Origin of the sequence: Rhizobium sp. 007 (assembly GCF_015353075.1) — a bacterium.
GTDB lineage: Bacteria > Pseudomonadota > Alphaproteobacteria > Rhizobiales > Rhizobiaceae > Rhizobium.
The window spans coordinates 1,396,518-1,413,275 of the sequence record NZ_CP064187.1; the positions used below are offsets into that span (position 1 = coordinate 1,396,518).

Here is a 16,758-nt window from a genome sequence, read left to right on the forward strand (position 1 = left end):
TACTCGGGTAGCTCAAGTATTTATCTGTTTTGCTTCGGAGTAATTCTGGAGACTGAAGGAGATCTATTAAAAAATAAGGATCAGTGTTCTTGGTCCTATTGGGAAGGGGTTTGTAATGCGTAGTTTCGTTCCCAACGAAATATGTTCCGGTTATGATAATCTATCGGGCCGGACACCGAAGAAAGTGCTCGTCAACGGAGGCGCGGGATTCCTCGGCTCCCATCTTTGCGAGCGGCTTCTCAAGGGCGGCCACGAAGTCATCTGTCTGGATAATTTCTCGACCGGCCGCCGATCCAACGTCCACCATCTCCGGCCATTTTCACGTTTTCGGATCATCGAGCACGATGTTCGCAGTCCCTTTGACGTGGATGCGGCGCTGATTTTCAATTTCGCGTCTCCGGCCTCTCCGCCGGATTATCAGCGCGATCCGGTTGGAACCTTGCTCACCAATGTGCTCGGCGCCGTCAATGCGCTCGATCTCGCACGGCGCAACGGGGCGACGATCGTGCAGTCCTCGACCTCCGAGGTCTACGGCGATCCGGAGCACAGCCCGCAGCGGGAGAGCTATTGCGGCAACGTCAACCCGGTCGGTCCGCGTGCCTGCTATGACGAAGGCAAGCGCAGTGCCGAGACGCTGTTCTTCGACTACCATCGAACCTACGGCGTCGATATCCGGGTCGGGCGGATATTCAACACCTACGGGCCGCGCATGCGTCCGGATGACGGCCGCGTGGTCTCGAATTTCATCGTCCAGGCGCTGCAGAACAAGAACATCACCATTTATGGCGATGGCTCGCAGACCCGTTCCTTCTGCTATGTCGACGATCTGATCGAAGGGTTCCTTCGTTTCTCGAACGCCGGGAAGAAATGCACCGGGCCGATCAATCTCGGCAATCCGGCCGAAATCCCGGTGCGCCAGCTCGCCGAGATGATCCGCGAGATGACGAACTCGCGCTCGCGTATCGTTCATCTGCCTCGGGTCACAGATGACCCGAGACAGCGGCGGCCGGATATCTCGCGGGCCCAGGCAAAACTCGGCTGGCAGCCGCGTGTCGCGCTGGAAACCGGCCTTGGAAAGACGATCGAATATTTCGAGGCACGTCTTTCCGCGGCAAAGGTAGCGGAGGCCGTATGAGATGTCTCCCTACATCATCGTCACGGGTGGTGCCGGCTTCATCGGCAGCCACATCTGCAAGGCGCTGGCCGGCGCGGGGTTCACGCCGGTCGCATATGACAATCTCTCGACCGGCCATCAGGATGCCGTTCGCTGGGGACCGTTGATCGATGCCGACATCGCCGATGTCGGCTCCCTGAAAAAGGCGCTCGGTAGGTTCGAGCCGGTATGCGTCATCCATTGCGCGGCGAATGCCTATGTCGGCGAGTCGGTCGCAGACCCGCGCAAGTACTATCGCAACAATGTTTCCGGCAGCCTTGCGCTTTTGGAAGCATGCCTGGACCAGCAAGTCGATCGCATCGTCTTTTCGAGCAGCTGCGCGACCTATGGCATTCCGGCGGCATTGCCGATCCGCGAGGAGATGGTTCAGCTGCCCGTCAATCCATACGGACGAACGAAACTGATCTTCGAAATGGCGCTGGAGGATTATGCCGCCGCCTATGGCCTTCGTTTCGTGTCGCTGCGTTATTTCAATGCCGCCGGCGCCGATCCGCAGGGCGATCTTGCCGAGCGTCATGAACCTGAAACGCATCTCATCCCGCGGGCGTTGCTGGCGGCTGCACACCGTCTGCCGTGCCTGGAGGTTTTCGGCAATGACTACGAGACCGAGGATGGCACCTGTGTTCGCGATTACATCCATGTCAGCGATCTCGCGCAGGCCCACCTTGCCGCCGTCGACTACCTTGCAAGCGGCGGCGAAACGCTGCGAGTCAATCTCGGCTCCGGCCATGGCACCTCCGTCGGCGAGATACTGAGCGCCATCCATCGCATCACCGGACACGAGGTTCCCGTTCACTACGATATCCGCCGTGCCGGCGACCCGCCGGTGCTTTTTGCCGATACCGCACGGGCGCGGGCGGTTCTCGGCTTCACGCCGCAGTTCTCCGACATCGACACGATCATCCGCACGGCGAGCCCGACCTTCGGTCTGGAGGTACGCGCATGAACGTGGCGCCATTCGTGACCAGACAGAGAAGGTCGACGGCGGCTCGTGCTGCTAGGCAGGACGCGCTCGAGCCCATCTTTGCAGGCTGGAGCTGCGCCGCCTACTGGTTCGGCGTCGCCTGCTGGCTCGCCGCGCTTGCCTATTTCTGGACATGGTGGCTGCAGCCCGCCCATGTGATCTCAACGCCGGCATTCATCATGACGACGGCGACCGTTGCCTGGGTCACGCTGATCCCGGCCTATTTCATCTTCATCTTCGTCAATGCGAAGCGGATGAAGCCTTCGGCAGCCGTCCCCCCGGGCCGCATCGCCATGGTGGTCACCAAGGTGCCGTCCGAGCCCTTCGAGGTGGTGCGGAAGACATTGCTCGCCATGCTGGATCAGAAAGGCGTCGAGTTCGACATCTGGCTCGCCGACGAGGATCCGGCGGAAGAGACGAAGCGCTGGTGCGCCCGGCACGGCATCTTCATTTCGACGCGCAAGGGCGTTGCCGCCTATCACCGGACTGAGTGGCCGCGCCGGACGCGTTGCAAGGAAGGCAACCTTGCTTATTTTTATGATCGCTACGGTTATGACCGCTATGATTTCGTGGCGCAGTTCGATGCCGACCACGTACCGGAGCCGACCTATCTGCAGGAAGTCATGAAGCCCTTCGCCGATCCATGCGTCGGCTATGTCTCGGCTCCCAGCATCTGCGATGCGAATGCCGCCGACAGTTGGGCCGCAAGAGGCAGGCTCTATGCCGAGGCAAGCCTCCATGGTTCGCTTCAGGCGGGTTACAATGGCGGCTGGGCGCCGCTCTGCATCGGCTCGCATTATGCCGTGCGCACCGCAGCGTTGCGTGAGATCGGCGGCCTCGGGCCGGAGCTTGCCGAAGATCACTCGACGACGCTGATGATGAATGCCGGCGGATGGCGCGGCGTGCATGCGCTCGATGCGATCGCCAATGGCGACGGCCCGGCGACGTTTGCCGATCTCGTCGTCCAGGAATTCCAGTGGTCGCGGAGCCTGGTGACGATCCTGCTGCAATATTCGCGCACTTACGTGCCGAAGCTGCCGCTGAAGCTGAAGTTCCAGTTCCTGTTTTCGCAGGTCTGGTATCCGCTGTTTTCGGCGTTCATGGCGCTAATGTTCGCCCTGCCGGTCTTGGCCTTGCTGACAGGTCACGTCTTCGTCGGCGTCACCTATCCGGACTTCCTGCTGCATTTCTCGCCGCTGTCTCTTGTGCTGATTGCGCTTGCTCTCTTCTGGAGGCGCAGCGCAACGTTCCGGCCATATGACGCCAAGCTTTTCGGCTGGGAAGGCATTGCCTTCGTTCTCCTACGCTGGCCGTGGTCGCTTGCCGGAAGCCTGGCTGCGCTGCGCGATCACGTCACCGGCTCCTTTGTCGATTTCCGCATCACGCCGAAGGGCACGCAAGCGCAGAGGACGCTGCCGCCGGTCGTTCTGCTTCCCTATGTGCTGCTGGCTGGTATTTCCCTTGCCGCGATGGTGCTGGCACCTGCCGAAGGCGCTGCCCGCGGCTTTTATATCTTCGCCGGCATCAACGCCGTGATCTATGCCGCGCTGACCATGCTGATCGTCGCGCACCACGCACGCGAGAACGGCTTGCCGTTTATGCCCCGCTCACGCGGTCTAAGGCTCGTGGCGGCCAGCGCGCTGACGCTTCTTGTCGCCGGCAGCGGCGAAATCCGCCTGCACGGCCTGAGCAGCCTCGAAGCGCTGTCGCATGGCCAGGGCATCGTCAGTTTCACGGAAGCAAAATTCGCAGTCGCAGGCGCCGGTCTCGGCGGCGGCAAGACGCGGATCGTCAAATTCCGCTTCAAGTGGAATGGGTTCCGGCAGCAGGCTGCCGCAGGATCAAAGAGAGTGGAGCCGAGCGCGTAGAGTCAAAGCCATGTCGGCGGGTGCGCTTCGGTTGAAGGAGGGTGCAATGAGAATAGGAACAAGAACATATGGCGCGGCGGCTGCCGTCCTTAGCCTGGTACTTTGCTTGCCGGGCTCGGCGGCGGGAGCCGAAGCGAAGAAAGCGCCGATGCCGCTCAGCGCCTACGAACTCTACCAGCTCTATCGCGACAAGACCTGGACCTGGGGCGCCGGCGGCGGCCGCTTCATGGACGAAGGCCGCCGCTTCGTCGCCTGGACGAACGACGGCGGAAAGCAATGGGTGGCCGAGGGCCGGTGGGCCGTCGACGATCTCGGACAGATGTGCATGCGCGCCACCTGGACGAACGAACAGGGCCCGGCCCGCGTCAGCACCTGCTTCGGTCACCGCAAGATCGGCAGGGTGATTTATCAGAAGCGCCAGCCCGACGGCAATTGGTACATCTTCCGCCACGCCTCAGCGCGCGCCGGCGATGAATATCTCAAGCTCGTGCCGGCCGACACCGTCAGCGCCAATGCGGATGCCTACAGGCAGAAGCTGATGGCTCGCAGGTAAGAGGAAAAAGCCATGAAGAAGTTAAGGGAAAGAATAGTCTCGGCCACCGCGATCGCGCTGCTGCTGTCGGTCGCAGCTGACCCAGTAACGCCGAGCCTGGCGCAGGAAGCAGCTGGAGTTCCAGCACCCTTGAACCAGACAATCGTTGACAAGCGTCCCGTTCTGCATGCGGACGGCATCAAGTTCGGCGCCTATGACCCGCACGGCGATTTCACGTCGCAGCAAGGTGTCGCGACCGAACACCTGTTCCTGCCGTGGGAAGACGTCGATCTCGAAACGCTGAAGGCGGCAGACGCCTATGCGCAGGCGAGGGGACGCAACCTGCTGATTTCCGTCGAACCCTGGTCATGGGATGTCGACTGGCGGCTGACCTCCGATGAGCTGCGCCAGAAGGTCCTACGCGGCGATTACGATGTCAACATGCGTGCGATCGCCCAGATGATCACAAAGCTCAAGAGCCCGGTCATCGTCCGCTGGGGGCAGGAAATGGAAGATCAGAACAGCCGGTTCTCCTGGGCTGGCTGGAACCCGCGCGACTATGTCAGCGCATACCGGCGGATGATGGATATCGTGCGTGCCGAGGCGCCTGGGGTGGAAGTGATGTGGTCGCCGAAGGGACTGGACGGACTCGATGCCTACTATCCGGGTGACGATTATGTCGATCTCGTTGGCCTCTCCGTCTTCGGCCTGGAGCCCTACGACACACTCGCTTATGGCGGTCCGCGTGACTTCCGCCAGGCGCTGACGGACGGCTACCGCCGAGTCTCGGGATACGGCAAGCCCATCTGGGTAGCCGAACTGGGCTATGAAGGGAGAGACGCCTACATGCGGCCGTGGATCGATACCGTCACGTTGAAGCACAGCGATTTTCCGAAACTGGAAGAAGTCGTCTATTTCAACGACCGCGACGTCCATGCCTGGCCCTTCAATCTCGGCCGTCCCAACTGGAGGGTCATCAAGGGCGACGAGACGAACTAGGCGTCATCGACCAAGAGCTGTGGATGGCTAGCCCGGTTTCTCACGACTGCACCGGGCTGGCGCAGGCCAGCAGAAGTGGATTATAAGCGAGCTATCGACCCCGATCTGCTGATAGGCACGCCCGACATGACACACTCTGGCTCGGTGATCGACTGGCTTCTCCACTCCGACCCATCGATCCGATGGCAGGTGATGCGCGACCTGATTGACGCCCCGGAGCCGGAGTGGGCGGCGGAGCGGACGAAGGTGGAGACCGAGGGCTGGGGCGCCAGGCTTCTTTCCTACCAGGACGAGGACGGGCAATGGGCGGGCGGCTCCTTCGTCCCAGCCGATTTTGATTCTCGCGAGTGGAAGAAGCACGGTCAGCCGTGGACGGCCACGACCTTTTCGTTGTCGCAGCTGCGGGAGTTTGGTCTCAATCCATCGTCGGATCGGGCCAAACGAACTGTCGAATTGATCGGCGCTAACGCACGTTGGGATGAGGGCGGCCAGCGCTACTGGGAGGGCGAAGTCGAGGAGTGCATCAACGGCCGGACCGTTGCCGATGGCGCCTATTTTGGGGTTGACGTCTCGTCCATTGTCGACAGGCTGGTAGGCGAACGCCTCGCTGACGGCGGCTGGAACTGTGAGAGGCTCAACGGCTCGGTCCGCTCGTCATTCGCCAGCACGATCAACGTGCTGGAAGGGCTCCTTGAGTACGAGAGAGCCACGGGGGGTACGCGTCAATCTCAAGAGGCTCGTAGGTCTGGCGAGGAGTATCTCCTGGAGCGCAACCTCTTCCGCCGTCTCGGCACGGGTGAGCCGGCAGACGAGCGGTTTCTGCGCTTCCTGCATCCGAACCGTTGGCGCCACGACGTCTTGCGTGCGCTCGACTATTTCCGCTTCTCTGCGATGTTGACCGGCGCCGATCCCGACCCGCGACTTGGCGAGGCTATCGGCCACGTCCGTTCCAGACGCCTGGAGAACGGCACCTGGCCGCTCGACTGGAGCCTGACGGGGCGGGTGTGGTTCGAGGTCGACGACGGGCAGGGCGAGCCCTCGCGATGGGTGACCCTCCGGGCGATGCGGGTGCTTAGGTGGTGGGAGGGTTAACCGATCGGGAAATACTCCCACCAGGCCCACGAACGTTTCGCCAACTGAGAGATCGAGGCTGCTCGTTTCGCTGGCGCACAGCGCCTGGGGCTGACAGGGCCTAAAACGAAAACGGCGCCAAAGCGGCGCCGTTTTTGGTGTATCACGCCTGCCGCGATTAGCGGAACGAGCGGGATGCGATGTTGCGGATCTCGTAGCGGCTGATGCCGATGTCGGAGAGCGTCTGGTTCGAAAGGTTGCCCAGCTCATTGAGCGTGCGGCGGTAGCTAATCCAGCTCTTAGCAATGCGGATCGGGTTCATTGTCATCTTCCTTAGAACGTTGCCTCGCGGGCGGCGCCATCGCCGTCTCTGCGGTTGACATTCATATAGTGGTTCCCGGTCATATTGTGCAGTGCAAAGAAAAGGCATCTGCTATGCATTTGTGCAATGTGGTGCACGATAAATACGCAGGAGCCATTTTTTGAGCGGTAAAGAGAAGGCGTTTTTCGCTGCAACTGTTGCGAAAGTTAAATTTGAACAAAAGAAAACGCCCGCTGCCGAAGGCACCGGGCGTTTTGAAGGAGGAGATCAGCTTGGGAGGACGCTGATCGCCTTGAATTAGCGGCCAGAAGCCTCGCGAGCAACGCGATGGATGTCCGAACGGTCGATGCCGAGGTCGTGCAATTCGCGGTTGGTCATGCGGCCGAGTTCGGTAACCGTCTGACGGTATTTGCGCCAGTTGTTGAACGAGCGTGTGAAGTTCATTTTAATCCCCTTTCCGAGGGCTTGCCATCTGCCAGCTGCTGCCCATCAGCGCTGGCTTGCGTTTGATGACCAGAATATATGTTGCGCCGCGAAGAACTAACAGAGACAAGATTTCATTCCACCTATGCATTCGACGCAAGTCTCTGGCGGGAAATTACGTGAATCCGGCGCCTTCTGGTCAACGAATAGGCAGAATGTTTTTTTGGCGGGCATGGCATTAAGTTCGATTGCTCAAATCGCCGTCAGCCGGCATCGCTGCCGCCATGGTCGCTCTCTCAAATTCGAATCAGCACCATCTCGCCCTTTGACACAGTTTTGGTATTGGCAAGAGACCGGCGCGTTTCCCAAACCGTCGGAGCCGGGCGTTTCACGACTTGGCGAGCATCTCGGCGAAATCCTTGCAAACTGGCAGGCTAATCGTTTTATGCCGCGCAACCAAAACGCCCACCGGGGGAGGATCCGGTGGGCGTCATGTTGGTGACTGACAACTGGGAGGAGGAGTGTTGTCAGTCTATCGGAGGGCGCTGGGAGGAGGAGTGCGCTGCTCCGAATTTCGTTGCGGACATCATATCCGCAGGCATCCGGCAAACCGGGCCGGGCTGCCATGCCCGCGCTTCTTGATCGTCAATATAGTATGACTAATGATTATTTTGCAGTGCAATATTTTCATGGTGGCCATGCGTTTCATGCATGCCTTATCTGCAACGACTCTATACTAGCTCGCTGCTGTTAATGCCCGGTAAATTCCGTACCAAGTTCGCACAGTGAAGTATCTTGAACGGCATAGGTTCGGGAGATTGCGAAAGACGCTGCTCCGTCTATAAGATTTGATGGGAAAGCCGCTGGAATCGGCACGGAGGCAGGCATGTATCGGGGACGGTTGGAGCGGGATCTGTCGCTCTGGGTGGAAAAGGGTCTGCTGCCCGAGGCGATGGCGGAATTGCTGCTTGTCGAATATGACAGCCGGCCTGCAAGTTTCAGTCTCGGCAATGTGCTGATGGTGCTTGCCGCGGTCTTGCTTGCGGCGGCAGTCCTGCTGCTCATCGCCTCCAACTGGGAGGCGATCCCGCGGCTGGTCCGCGTCGGCGCGATCCTCGCCCTGATCTGGGCTGTTTATCTCGGCGCCGCACTATTGTTTGCCCGAGGGGCTTCGGCGGTTGCGAGCGGCCTCCTCGTCGTCGGTGCCCTGAGCTTCGGCGGCGCGATCTCCCTCATCGGCCAGATGTATCATCTGTCGGGTGACGAGCAGACTGTCATGTATCTCTGGTTCGCGGTCGCGACCGTGTCTGCCGCGCTCTTCCGCTCAGGTGCCGTGACTGCCATAGCCGGCTTTCTGTCCTGGGCCTCATTCGCTGTCTATCTGACGGACTACGGCGCGCGTTGGGTGGGCTTCGATCCCTGGGCGCCGCCCGTCATGGCCGTGGTCATTGTCGCACTGGTGCGCTTTACCGGCGCCGATCGTGCACGGCATCTTGCCTATCTGCTTGCTGTGGGCTGGCTTGCATGGCTCTACACCTTGCATGAAGATATCCGGATGGCGTTCGCCTTCGTGCTTTGCGGCATGGCCGCGTTCGTGGCCGTCAGCCTGCCGCCGCTGCGTGGCCTTGCATTCATAAGGACTGCGGGTGCTGCGCCGGCCTTTTACGCATTCTTGGTGGCGGCAGTCGGATTGCTGTTGCTCAACATAGAGCACGATGAAAGCGGGCCGCTTGTTGTGGTCGGCATGGCAACGCTCGCAATGGCCGTGCTTGCGATCGCGCTGCAGGGCCGAGACAACGGCGCCGTGCGCTATCTTGCCTACGCCACCTTTGCCGCCGAGGTTTTCTATCTTGCTTCCGTCACAGTCGGTTCGATCCTCGGAACGTCGAGCCTCTTTCTTCTGTCCGGTCTGCTGGTGGCGATCGTCGCCTGGGTGGTGATCCGCCTTGAGAGACGTTTCGGTGCAAGGTCGACGGAGGTGACGGAATGAATGCGTTGTCTTCAAAACGTCAATCGGGCAGGGCTTACCTGATTGCGGCGGTCATTGCTGCCGCCCTCCAGACCATCATTCTGGGATACATAATCGAAAGCCGCGCGGCGATCCTGCGTAGCGGCACCGAAGTCCTGCTGAAGACGACACCTGTCGATCCACGTGATTTCCTGCGTGGCGACTACGTCGTGCTGAATTACGAGATTTCGTCGGTTCCGGCACAGACGGTGGTCGGCGAACTGCCCACCGTACCGGGCGAGCAGACGCTCTGGGTCCGCTTGAAAAAGCAGCCGGACGGCTTTTGGGCAATCGCCGAATCGTCGTTCCAGCCGCTCCCCGAGGCAGCGGAAAGCGCCGTGCTCAAGAGCCGTCCATTTTACAGCTACGGTGTGCGCACGGCCGACACGATCCGCGCCGAATACGGGATCGAACGCTATTATGTGCCGGAAGGCCAAGGCAAGCCGCTGGAGGAGGCCCGGCAGGACGGCAGCGTTTCGATTGCTGCGCGTATTTCAAGCGATGGCACGGCTCAGATCCGCAGCTTGCTCGTAGACGGCAAGCCCGCCTATGAGGAGCCGCTTTACTGACTTTGGCGAAATGCCAGGAGAGGGGCCTTGCAGCCCAAAAAATCCCTGTCATTTGGCCTTCATTTTTCCTTTGCCTCCACCAAATCGGGTGATATAGAGACGCCGCGCTCCGGAAGGCCTCATGTGCAGGCAAATGCATTGCGGTTTTGCGAACGCGGGTATGGTGAAATTGGTAGACACGCCAGATTTAGGTTCTGGTGCCGCAAGGCGTGGGAGTTCAAGTCTCTCTACCCGCACCAAAGCTGGCTTGCAGGTGGGAGGACCGGGATAGGTCGCCCCAATTACCCGGCAGGATGGCGCCGTCCCCCCTTGGGTGGGATGCATTGGAATCTGACAAAAGCCACGCGCGGCAATTTTCCGGCGTCGTGCTCATCGAAACGAACGGCGTCTGGGCACGGCCGCCACGAAATGAAGGTAGGAAGACATGCAGGTTATCGAAACGCTCGCTGAAGGGCTGAAGCGCGAAATCAAGGTCGTTATCCCGGCCAAGGACATGGAAAACAAGATGAACGAGCGCCTTGCCGACGTAAAGGACAAGGTGCGCATCAATGGTTTCCGTCCGGGCAAGGTCCCGGTCGCCCACCTCAAGAAGGTCTACGGCAAGTCGATCATGGCCGATCTCGTCAATGAGATCGTTCGCGAGCAGCCGACCCAGATCCTTTCCAGCCGTGGCGAGAAGTCCGCCACGCAGCCGGAAATCGCAATGACGGAAGACAAGGACGAAGCGGACAAGATCCTCGCCGCTGAGCAGGACTTCGAATTTACGCTCTCCTACGAAGTTCTGCCGCCGATTGAACTGAAGTCCGTCGAGGGCATCAAGATCACTCGCGAAGTCGTTGATATTTCTGACGAAGAAGTCAACGAGCAGGTTCTCAAGGTTGCCGAAAGCGCCCGTTCTTACGAAACCAAGAAGGGCAAGGCCGCCAATGACGACCGCGTCACGATGGATTACGTCGGCAAGGTCGACGGTGAAGCCTTCGAAGGCGGCACCGATCAGGGTGCTGAACTCGTCCTCGGCTCAGGCCGCTTCATCCCGGGTTTCGAAGACCAGCTCGTCGGCGTCAAGGCTGGCGACGAGAAGACCATCACTGTGACCTTCCCGGCCGACTATCCGGCAAAGAACCTCGCCGGCAAGGAAGCCACCTTCGACGTCACCGTCAAGGAAGTTGCCGCTCCGGCCGACGTGGAAATCAATGACGAGCTGGCAAAGAAGCTCGGCCTCGAATCCGCCGATCGCCTGAAGGAAATCGTCCGCGGCCAGATCGAGTCGCAGTATGGCTCGCTGACCCGCCAGAAGGTCAAGCGCCAGATCCTCGACCAGCTCGACGAGATGTACAAATTCGAGACCCCGAAGGCGCTCGTCGAAGCCGAATATAACGGCATCTGGAGCCAGGTGAACAACGATCTCGCTCAGTCCGGCAAGACGTTCGAAGACGAAGACACGACGGAAGAGAAGGCCAAGGAAGAATACAAGACACTCGCCGAACGCCGCGTCCGCCTCGGCCTCGTCCTCTCCGAAATCGGCGAAAAGGCCGGTGTCGAAGTGAGCGAAGACGAAATGCAGCGCGCGATCTACGAGCAGCTGCGCCAGTATCCGGGCCAGGAGAAGCAGATCCTCGAGTTCTTCCGCAGCCAGCCGGGCGCCGCCGCTTCGATCCGCGCGCCGATCTTTGAGGAAAAGGTCATCGATCATCTGCTGACCGAGATCGACGTCACGGACAAGAAGGTCACCAAGGAAGAGCTGCTCGCCGACGAAGATGGCGAAGGTTCAGCCAAGGAAACCAAGAAGGCCGCGCCGAAGAAAAAAGCAGCCGCAAAGGCTGAAGCTTCCGAAGGCGAAGAGGCCGCTGCTCCCAAAAAGAAGGCCGCTCCGAAGAAGAAGGCCTCCGAAGGCGACGCCGAGTAATCGGTTCTTTAAGGACTGAAATTTAAGGCCCTGCCGGGTTCGGCGGGGCCTTTTCTTTGGGCGGCAATGCGAGTGCTGTGCTGGGCAGCGCTTGCCGAATGAGGCGGGCGGCTCAGAGTTCCGACTTGATGTCGCCCATGCGGTTCCAGGCGTCGAGGCCGGCGATTTTGTAGGCTTCCGCAAGCGTCGGATAGTTGAAGGTATTCTCGACGAAATACTCGACGGTGCCCTTGAGGTTGAGCACCGCCTGGCCGATATGCACGAGTTCGGTCGCCCCTTCGCCGACAATGTGAACGCCGAGCAGACGGCGAGTCTTCAGTGAAAAGATCATCTTCAGGAGACCGGTTTCGAGGCCCATGATGTGACCGCGCGAGGTCTCGCGGAACCGGGCGATGCCGCATTCGTAGGGAATGCCGCGCTCCTTGACCTCTTCTTCCGAAAGGCCGCAGGTGGAAATCTCCGGCACGGCATAGATGCCGTAAGGAAAGTATTTCGGAGGCTCCTTGGCGATCGCGCCGATGGCGACGCGGGCGGCGATGCGGCCCTGCTCCATCGAGGTCGAGGCGAGGCTCGGAAAGCCGATGACGTCGCCGGCGGCATAGATGTTCGGCACCGAGGTCTGGAAGGTTTCCGGATTGACCTTCAGTCGGCCGCGGCTGTCTGCCTCGAGGCCTGCGGCGGCAAGGTTGAGCGCGTCCGTCGCCCCCATGCGTCCGGCGGCAAAAAGCACCATGTCTGTCGTCAGGTGGCGACCGTTGTCGAGCGTCAGCGCGACTTTGCCGTTGTCGAGCGTCTCCACCTTGTCCGCCTTCTGGCCGAGCAGCAATTTCATGTTGCGGTCGCGGAGCTGGTAGGTGAAATCCTCAACGATCTCCTTGTCAATGAAATCGAGCATGGTCGACTTGGGATCGAGCAGGGTCACGGCCGTATCGAGGGCGCTGAAGATTGTCGCATATTCGATGCCGATAACGCCTGCGCCGATGACGACCATCGAACGCGGCAGTTCCTTGATATCGAGCAGTTCGTCGCTGTCGATCACGCTCTTGCCGTCGAAGGGGATGTAGTCCGGGCGGAATGGCTTGGTGCCGACGGCAAGCAGGATGCTGGCGCAGCTGACCTGCATGGTCTCCCCGTCATCCTTGATCACCTGCAGCGTCGAGGGATCAACGAAGCTTGCCCTGCCGCGGATATGCTGGACGCGGTTGCGGGCGAACTGGTGCTCGAGCACTTCGACCTCGTGGTCGAGCGTGATCAAGAGGCGGCGGCGCAGATCCTCGGCGCTGATCTCTTCCTTGACGCGATAGGCACGGCCGTAGAAGCCGCGCTCGCGCCAGCCGGAGAGATTGAGAGCCGTCTCCCGCAGCGTCTTGGAAGGGATGGTGCCCGTATGAACCGAAACACCGCCGACACGCTTGCCCTGTTCGATGACCAGGACCTTCTTGCCGAGCTTCGCAGCCTGGATGGCGCCTCGGCGGCCCGCCGGACCGCTGCCCACAACAACAAGATCGTACTGAAACATGGCTCGGCCCCGGAATTGGAATTTGGAATCATATATTGCGACGCAAAATGTCGCTCATCCACGGGTAGCTGGTCAATGTTACAGATTGTCTTTCGGCTACTGTCAGGAATTGCCGAAAACGAAGGTCTCCAATTTCTCGAACGTGCGATCCATCGCGAAAGCGCGGCTGAACGGGAAGGGCAGGTGCCCGTAGAGAAGCGACAACTGGCCCTCGGCCGCCTCTTCGTCCTTGCCGGCGACGGCGGCCAGATAGAGAGCGGAGGCAAGCCCGGTGCGATCGGCACCGGCGCGGCAATGGATCAGCAGCGGTTTCGGCGCGTCCCGCATGATGGCGATGAGGTCCTTGGCCTGTTCCGGGCTCAGTTCCCTTCCGGCGGACATTTTGAAGTTGATATGGACGATGTTCAATGCTTTCGCCTGCTGAACCTCGTCGGCGTACCATTTGGAGCTGTCGGCTTCACCCCTGAGGTTGAGGATCGTCCTGATGCCATACTGTTTTTCAAGCTCTGTGATTGATTGGGCGGACGGCTGCGACGAACGGTAGACTTCGCCGGCAACGACCGTTGCGAAATTGTCCGTTGCCTGCAGATAAAGGAAATAGCCGCCTGCGGTGAGCAGGAATAGGCCGAAGAGCCTTAGCGCTGCCTTCCCGTAGCGTGGCAGGAATTTTATCGTCATCGAATGCCTCTGCCTCGGAACGCTACCTGCGAGGCAGCATGCGCTCATTGCGACCCGAAGCTGACAGACACCTGAATGGTGGCGCTTTTTAAGCGTCTGCCCCTCGATTGGCGGCAGGCCCGTCCTTGCCGATAATGATGTGGTCGTGGTTATTCAAGGGCTTCTGCTGGGATTGGCTTCTGTTCGGCAAAACTTTTTGACCTTGTCAAGGAGGGCAGCGACAACGTGCGCCCAGCTGTTCGCACGCTTTCGAGGCGAAGAAGCTCGGGTCCCGCGCTGCCGCGCTCTTCAGTCTTCAATCAGTTCCCTCGCACCAAAAGGGTGTGGGACGATGGGACCTGCTGAGATGGCGTACGACAACTCATCTTCTGCGACGCAGCATCGCCGATGTGAAGGAAGACGCCCTTCGACCGCGGCGCGGAAGATCGTACCAAAACCAGATCTGTGCTGCGCCACTATCGTTTCGAGACGGAGGGGTCTGCGATACGATCCGTAACGCGGCGCAAAACCATACCGCCGTGGTGCAAGGTATTTGCGTCGACGAAGTCGCCATCGGCGGTGAAGCCGGTGTCGTCCCAATATTCGATATGTGTGCCGGTCACTTCGTAACGCCCTTCATAGGCGCGTTCGCGTTTGCCGCGTGCCTCGACATAACGCCCGCTCGGCAGGAGTTCGTGGCGGACATGGCCGTCGCCGGTGACCCACATGCCGGTATACGGATGGCTAGCCTGCAATTTGGATTCCTCGGCTTGTACGGATTCACTCAAGAGTGTGGCGGTCAACACGATTGCAAATGCATGCCGCATGATCGGGCTCCTAAACATTTATTGTATATCTTGGCTGCCAGAGCCGAATTAGGTTCTGCATGGGCCTGGGGTCCGGCTGTCTTGGCGGCTGACGATGCGAGAGGCCGGCCCACAGGCGAACTCATGACCGCCGGCTATTGCGCACGCGGCTCGTTGTTCTCGACAACCTGCTGGTAGGCGACGAGATCCAGAAAGGCCTCGGCCTCGACGACAGAGCCGTCCTTCATCCGGAATATCCAAACGAACTGATTGCGATAAGGTGCTCCCGAGGTTGTCGTGGCCGTGCCGTCGAAGCGGATGATGACCATGTCTCCATCGGCCATGATGTCATGCACCTCCGGCAACACAGGGGTCGTGAGACGGCTGAGCAGGGGGCAGAGGCTCGCTCGACGAAATCCTGGAGACTACGGTAGGTGCCGGCTACGGGGCCGGAGCCATGGATTGTCCAGACGACGTCGGGCGCGAGAAGCTCTGCAAAGACGGAACCGCCTGCACGCCATTTCTCAAACGCCTTGCGGACGATGGCCTTGTTCTGCCTCTCGATATTGGTCTCCTGGATCTCGACACGGGCGTCCGGCGCGCTGGTCTCGGCATGCGCCGGTCCGATGATGGCCAAGAATGCTGAGGCGACCAGCAGTTTGCGGCCCGCGGCGGTGAGGCGATCGGTCAGTGAGGAAAGGGTCATGGAATCATTCCTTTGGGTTGCCGAAAGGCCGCTGTCTGGGCAACCGCCTTCACGCATGTTGGTCTTCTTCGTCTGAGTTCAGATGCGGCGAGCCACGGAAGCTCCGCCGAAGATGAGTTGCTGAACCAATGGGCGATTTACGAACCGGGCAGGGAATATCGGACCTGGGTCGCTTACCCGGTTCAGGCGATCGAGCTGCTCCGGCGACAGCGCCACTTCCAGAGCGCCCAGATTTTCCTCCGCCTGGGCGACGGTGCGGGCGCCCATGATGGGCGACACGACCGTGGGATTGGCCAGGGTCCATGCAAGCGCTACCCGAGACGATGTCGAGCCCATTTCCTGGGCAACGGTGCGAACCTCGTGCGCGATCTCGATCGAGCGCTCGTTGAGATGCCCCGACGAGGCGATGACGCCCTTGCGGCTGGGAGACACGGCCGCTTCTCGGGAATCCTGAACGTCCGCTCGGGAGTATTTGCCGGCCAGCACGCCGCCGCCTAGCGGCGACCACGGGAGCACGCCGAGTCCTAAGGATGCGGCCATCGGCATGAGCTCATGCTCGACGGTGCGTTCCACGAGACTGTATTCGATTTGAAGCGCGACGAAGGGGGACCAGCCGCGCATGTCGGCGAGCGTCTGCATTTCGGCAATCCGCCATGCCGGCGTATTGCAGATGCCGATATAGAGAACCTTTCCCGACCGAACGAGATCGTCGAGGGCGCGCATCACCTCGTCTGGCTGGGTCGTCATGTCCCATCCGTGCAGATAGAAGAGATCGATGCGATCAGTGCCAAGCTGCCTGAGGCTTTGCTCGACAGAGCGCATCATGTTGAGGCGATGATTGCCGCCCGAATTGGGGTTGCCAGGCTCGCGGGCCATCGTGAACTTCGTCGCGAGGACGAGCCGCTCACGCTTGTCGCCGACGAATTCCCCGAGGAAGCGTTCGGCGGCGCCGTCGGTGTAGTTCACCGAGGTATCGATGAAATTGCCGCCTCGATCGACATAGAGATCGAAGATGCGGCGGGCTTCGACACTGTCGGCGCCCCAACCCCAATCCGACCCGAAGGTCATGGTGCCCAGGCTTATGGGCGAAACACGCAATCCTGAGCGTCCTAGCAGTTTGTAGTTCTCGAGCATCATCTTGGTTAGCCATCTCCAATTCACCGAGCCAAAAGTAGCGGCTGCTAGAGGAGCAGGCAACTTGCCCAATCGTGACCAGGCTGGTAAGTTCGACTAA

Annotated in this window: 16 protein-coding genes, 1 tRNA gene and 1 pseudogene; 11 read left to right on the forward strand and 7 right to left on the reverse strand. The window is 60.3% G+C overall.

The window, feature by feature from the left end:
* Positions 1–115 precede the first annotated feature (115 nt).
* The 6 genes from ISN39_RS07025 to ISN39_RS07050 all read left to right on the forward strand — a co-directional run bounded on the left by ISN39_RS07025 (position 116) and on the right by ISN39_RS07050 (position 6,629).
* Positions 116–1,135, forward strand: a complete 1,020-nt coding sequence (locus tag ISN39_RS07025) for a UDP-glucuronic acid decarboxylase family protein (protein WP_194729578.1) — start codon at positions 116–118, stop codon at positions 1,133–1,135.
* A gap of 1 nt (position 1,136) precedes the next feature.
* Positions 1,137–2,120: a UDP-glucose 4-epimerase GalE gene (gene galE, locus ISN39_RS07030; RefSeq protein ID WP_074067814.1), complete on the forward strand. Its 984-nt coding sequence runs from the start codon at positions 1,137–1,139 to the stop codon at positions 2,118–2,120.
* Positions 2,117–4,006 carry a glycosyltransferase family 2 protein gene (locus tag ISN39_RS07035; RefSeq protein ID WP_194729579.1) on the forward strand — a complete coding sequence of 630 codons (1,890 nt, stop codon included), beginning with the start codon at positions 2,117–2,119 and terminating at the stop codon, positions 4,004–4,006. Before galE ends, ISN39_RS07035 begins: the two co-directional genes overlap by 4 nt.
* Positions 4,007–4,052: 46 nt before the next feature.
* Positions 4,053–4,559, forward strand: a complete 507-nt coding sequence (locus ISN39_RS07040; protein WP_194729580.1) for a DUF995 domain-containing protein — start codon at positions 4,053–4,055, stop codon at positions 4,557–4,559.
* A gap of 12 nt (positions 4,560–4,571) precedes the next feature.
* On the forward strand, positions 4,572–5,537 hold the full coding sequence (locus ISN39_RS07045; RefSeq protein WP_194729581.1) for a glycosyl hydrolase: 966 nt from the start codon (positions 4,572–4,574) through the stop codon (positions 5,535–5,537).
* A gap of 126 nt (positions 5,538–5,663) precedes the next feature.
* The gene (locus ISN39_RS07050) at positions 5,664–6,629 is read left to right on the forward strand and encodes a squalene cyclase (RefSeq protein WP_194729582.1); all 966 of its coding nucleotides are present in this window, start codon (positions 5,664–5,666) and stop codon (positions 6,627–6,629) included.
* Between the two features lie 157 nt (positions 6,630–6,786).
* Here ISN39_RS07050 and ISN39_RS07055 read toward each other — a convergent pair whose 3' ends face one another.
* Positions 6,787–6,930, reverse strand: a complete 144-nt coding sequence (locus tag ISN39_RS07055) for a DUF1127 domain-containing protein (protein ID WP_074061123.1) — start codon at positions 6,928–6,930, stop codon at positions 6,787–6,789.
* Between the two features lie 160 nt (positions 6,931–7,090).
* Between ISN39_RS07055 and ISN39_RS07060 the strand changes: the two genes are divergently transcribed.
* Entirely contained in the window at positions 7,091–7,231 is a 141-nt protein-coding gene (locus ISN39_RS07060) for a hypothetical protein (RefSeq protein ID WP_194729583.1), read from the forward strand.
* Here the strand turns inward: ISN39_RS07060 and ISN39_RS07065 are convergent.
* The gene (locus tag ISN39_RS07065) at positions 7,228–7,374 is read right to left on the reverse strand and encodes a DUF1127 domain-containing protein (RefSeq protein ID WP_022715389.1); all 147 of its coding nucleotides are present in this window, start codon (positions 7,372–7,374) and stop codon (positions 7,228–7,230) included. The genes ISN39_RS07060 and ISN39_RS07065 overlap by 4 nt on opposite strands.
* A gap of 865 nt (positions 7,375–8,239) precedes the next feature.
* On the opposite strand from ISN39_RS07065, the gene ISN39_RS07070 reads away from it, so the two are divergent.
* The 4 genes from ISN39_RS07070 to tig all read left to right on the forward strand — a co-directional run bounded on the left by ISN39_RS07070 (position 8,240) and on the right by tig (position 11,836).
* Positions 8,240–9,343, forward strand: a complete 1,104-nt coding sequence (locus ISN39_RS07070) for a DUF2157 domain-containing protein (protein WP_194729584.1) — start codon at positions 8,240–8,242, stop codon at positions 9,341–9,343.
* Positions 9,340–9,930: a GDYXXLXY domain-containing protein gene (locus ISN39_RS07075; protein WP_194729585.1), complete on the forward strand. Its 591-nt coding sequence runs from the start codon at positions 9,340–9,342 to the stop codon at positions 9,928–9,930. The genes ISN39_RS07070 and ISN39_RS07075 overlap by 4 nt, the downstream gene beginning before the upstream one ends.
* Positions 9,931–10,084: 154 nt before the next feature.
* Positions 10,085–10,169, forward strand: a tRNA-Leu gene (locus ISN39_RS07080).
* A gap of 185 nt (positions 10,170–10,354) precedes the next feature.
* The gene (tig, locus tag ISN39_RS07085) at positions 10,355–11,836 is read left to right on the forward strand and encodes a trigger factor (RefSeq protein ID WP_194729586.1); all 1,482 of its coding nucleotides are present in this window, start codon (positions 10,355–10,357) and stop codon (positions 11,834–11,836) included.
* 112 nt (positions 11,837–11,948) lie between these two features.
* Here tig and sthA read toward each other — a convergent pair whose 3' ends face one another.
* The 5 genes and pseudogenes from sthA to ISN39_RS07110 form a co-directional block, all read right to left on the reverse strand.
* Positions 11,949–13,355, reverse strand: a complete 1,407-nt coding sequence (gene sthA / locus ISN39_RS07090; RefSeq protein WP_074067827.1) for a Si-specific NAD(P)(+) transhydrogenase — start codon at positions 13,353–13,355, stop codon at positions 11,949–11,951.
* A gap of 102 nt (positions 13,356–13,457) precedes the next feature.
* The gene (locus ISN39_RS07095; protein WP_074067828.1) at positions 13,458–14,033 is read right to left on the reverse strand and encodes a dual specificity protein phosphatase family protein; all 576 of its coding nucleotides are present in this window, start codon (positions 14,031–14,033) and stop codon (positions 13,458–13,460) included.
* A 455-nt stretch (positions 14,034–14,488) separates the two neighbouring features.
* Entirely contained in the window at positions 14,489–14,839 is a 351-nt protein-coding gene (locus ISN39_RS07100; protein WP_194729587.1) for an Atu4866 domain-containing protein, read from the reverse strand.
* A gap of 134 nt (positions 14,840–14,973) precedes the next feature.
* Positions 14,974–15,524, reverse strand: a pseudogene (locus tag ISN39_RS37850) (nuclear transport factor 2 family protein).
* 78 nt (positions 15,525–15,602) lie between these two features.
* A complete protein-coding gene (locus ISN39_RS07110; protein WP_194729588.1) occupies positions 15,603–16,661 on the reverse strand; it encodes an aldo/keto reductase in 1,059 nt (352 codons plus the stop codon).
* Between the last annotated feature and the right edge of the window lie 97 nt (positions 16,662–16,758).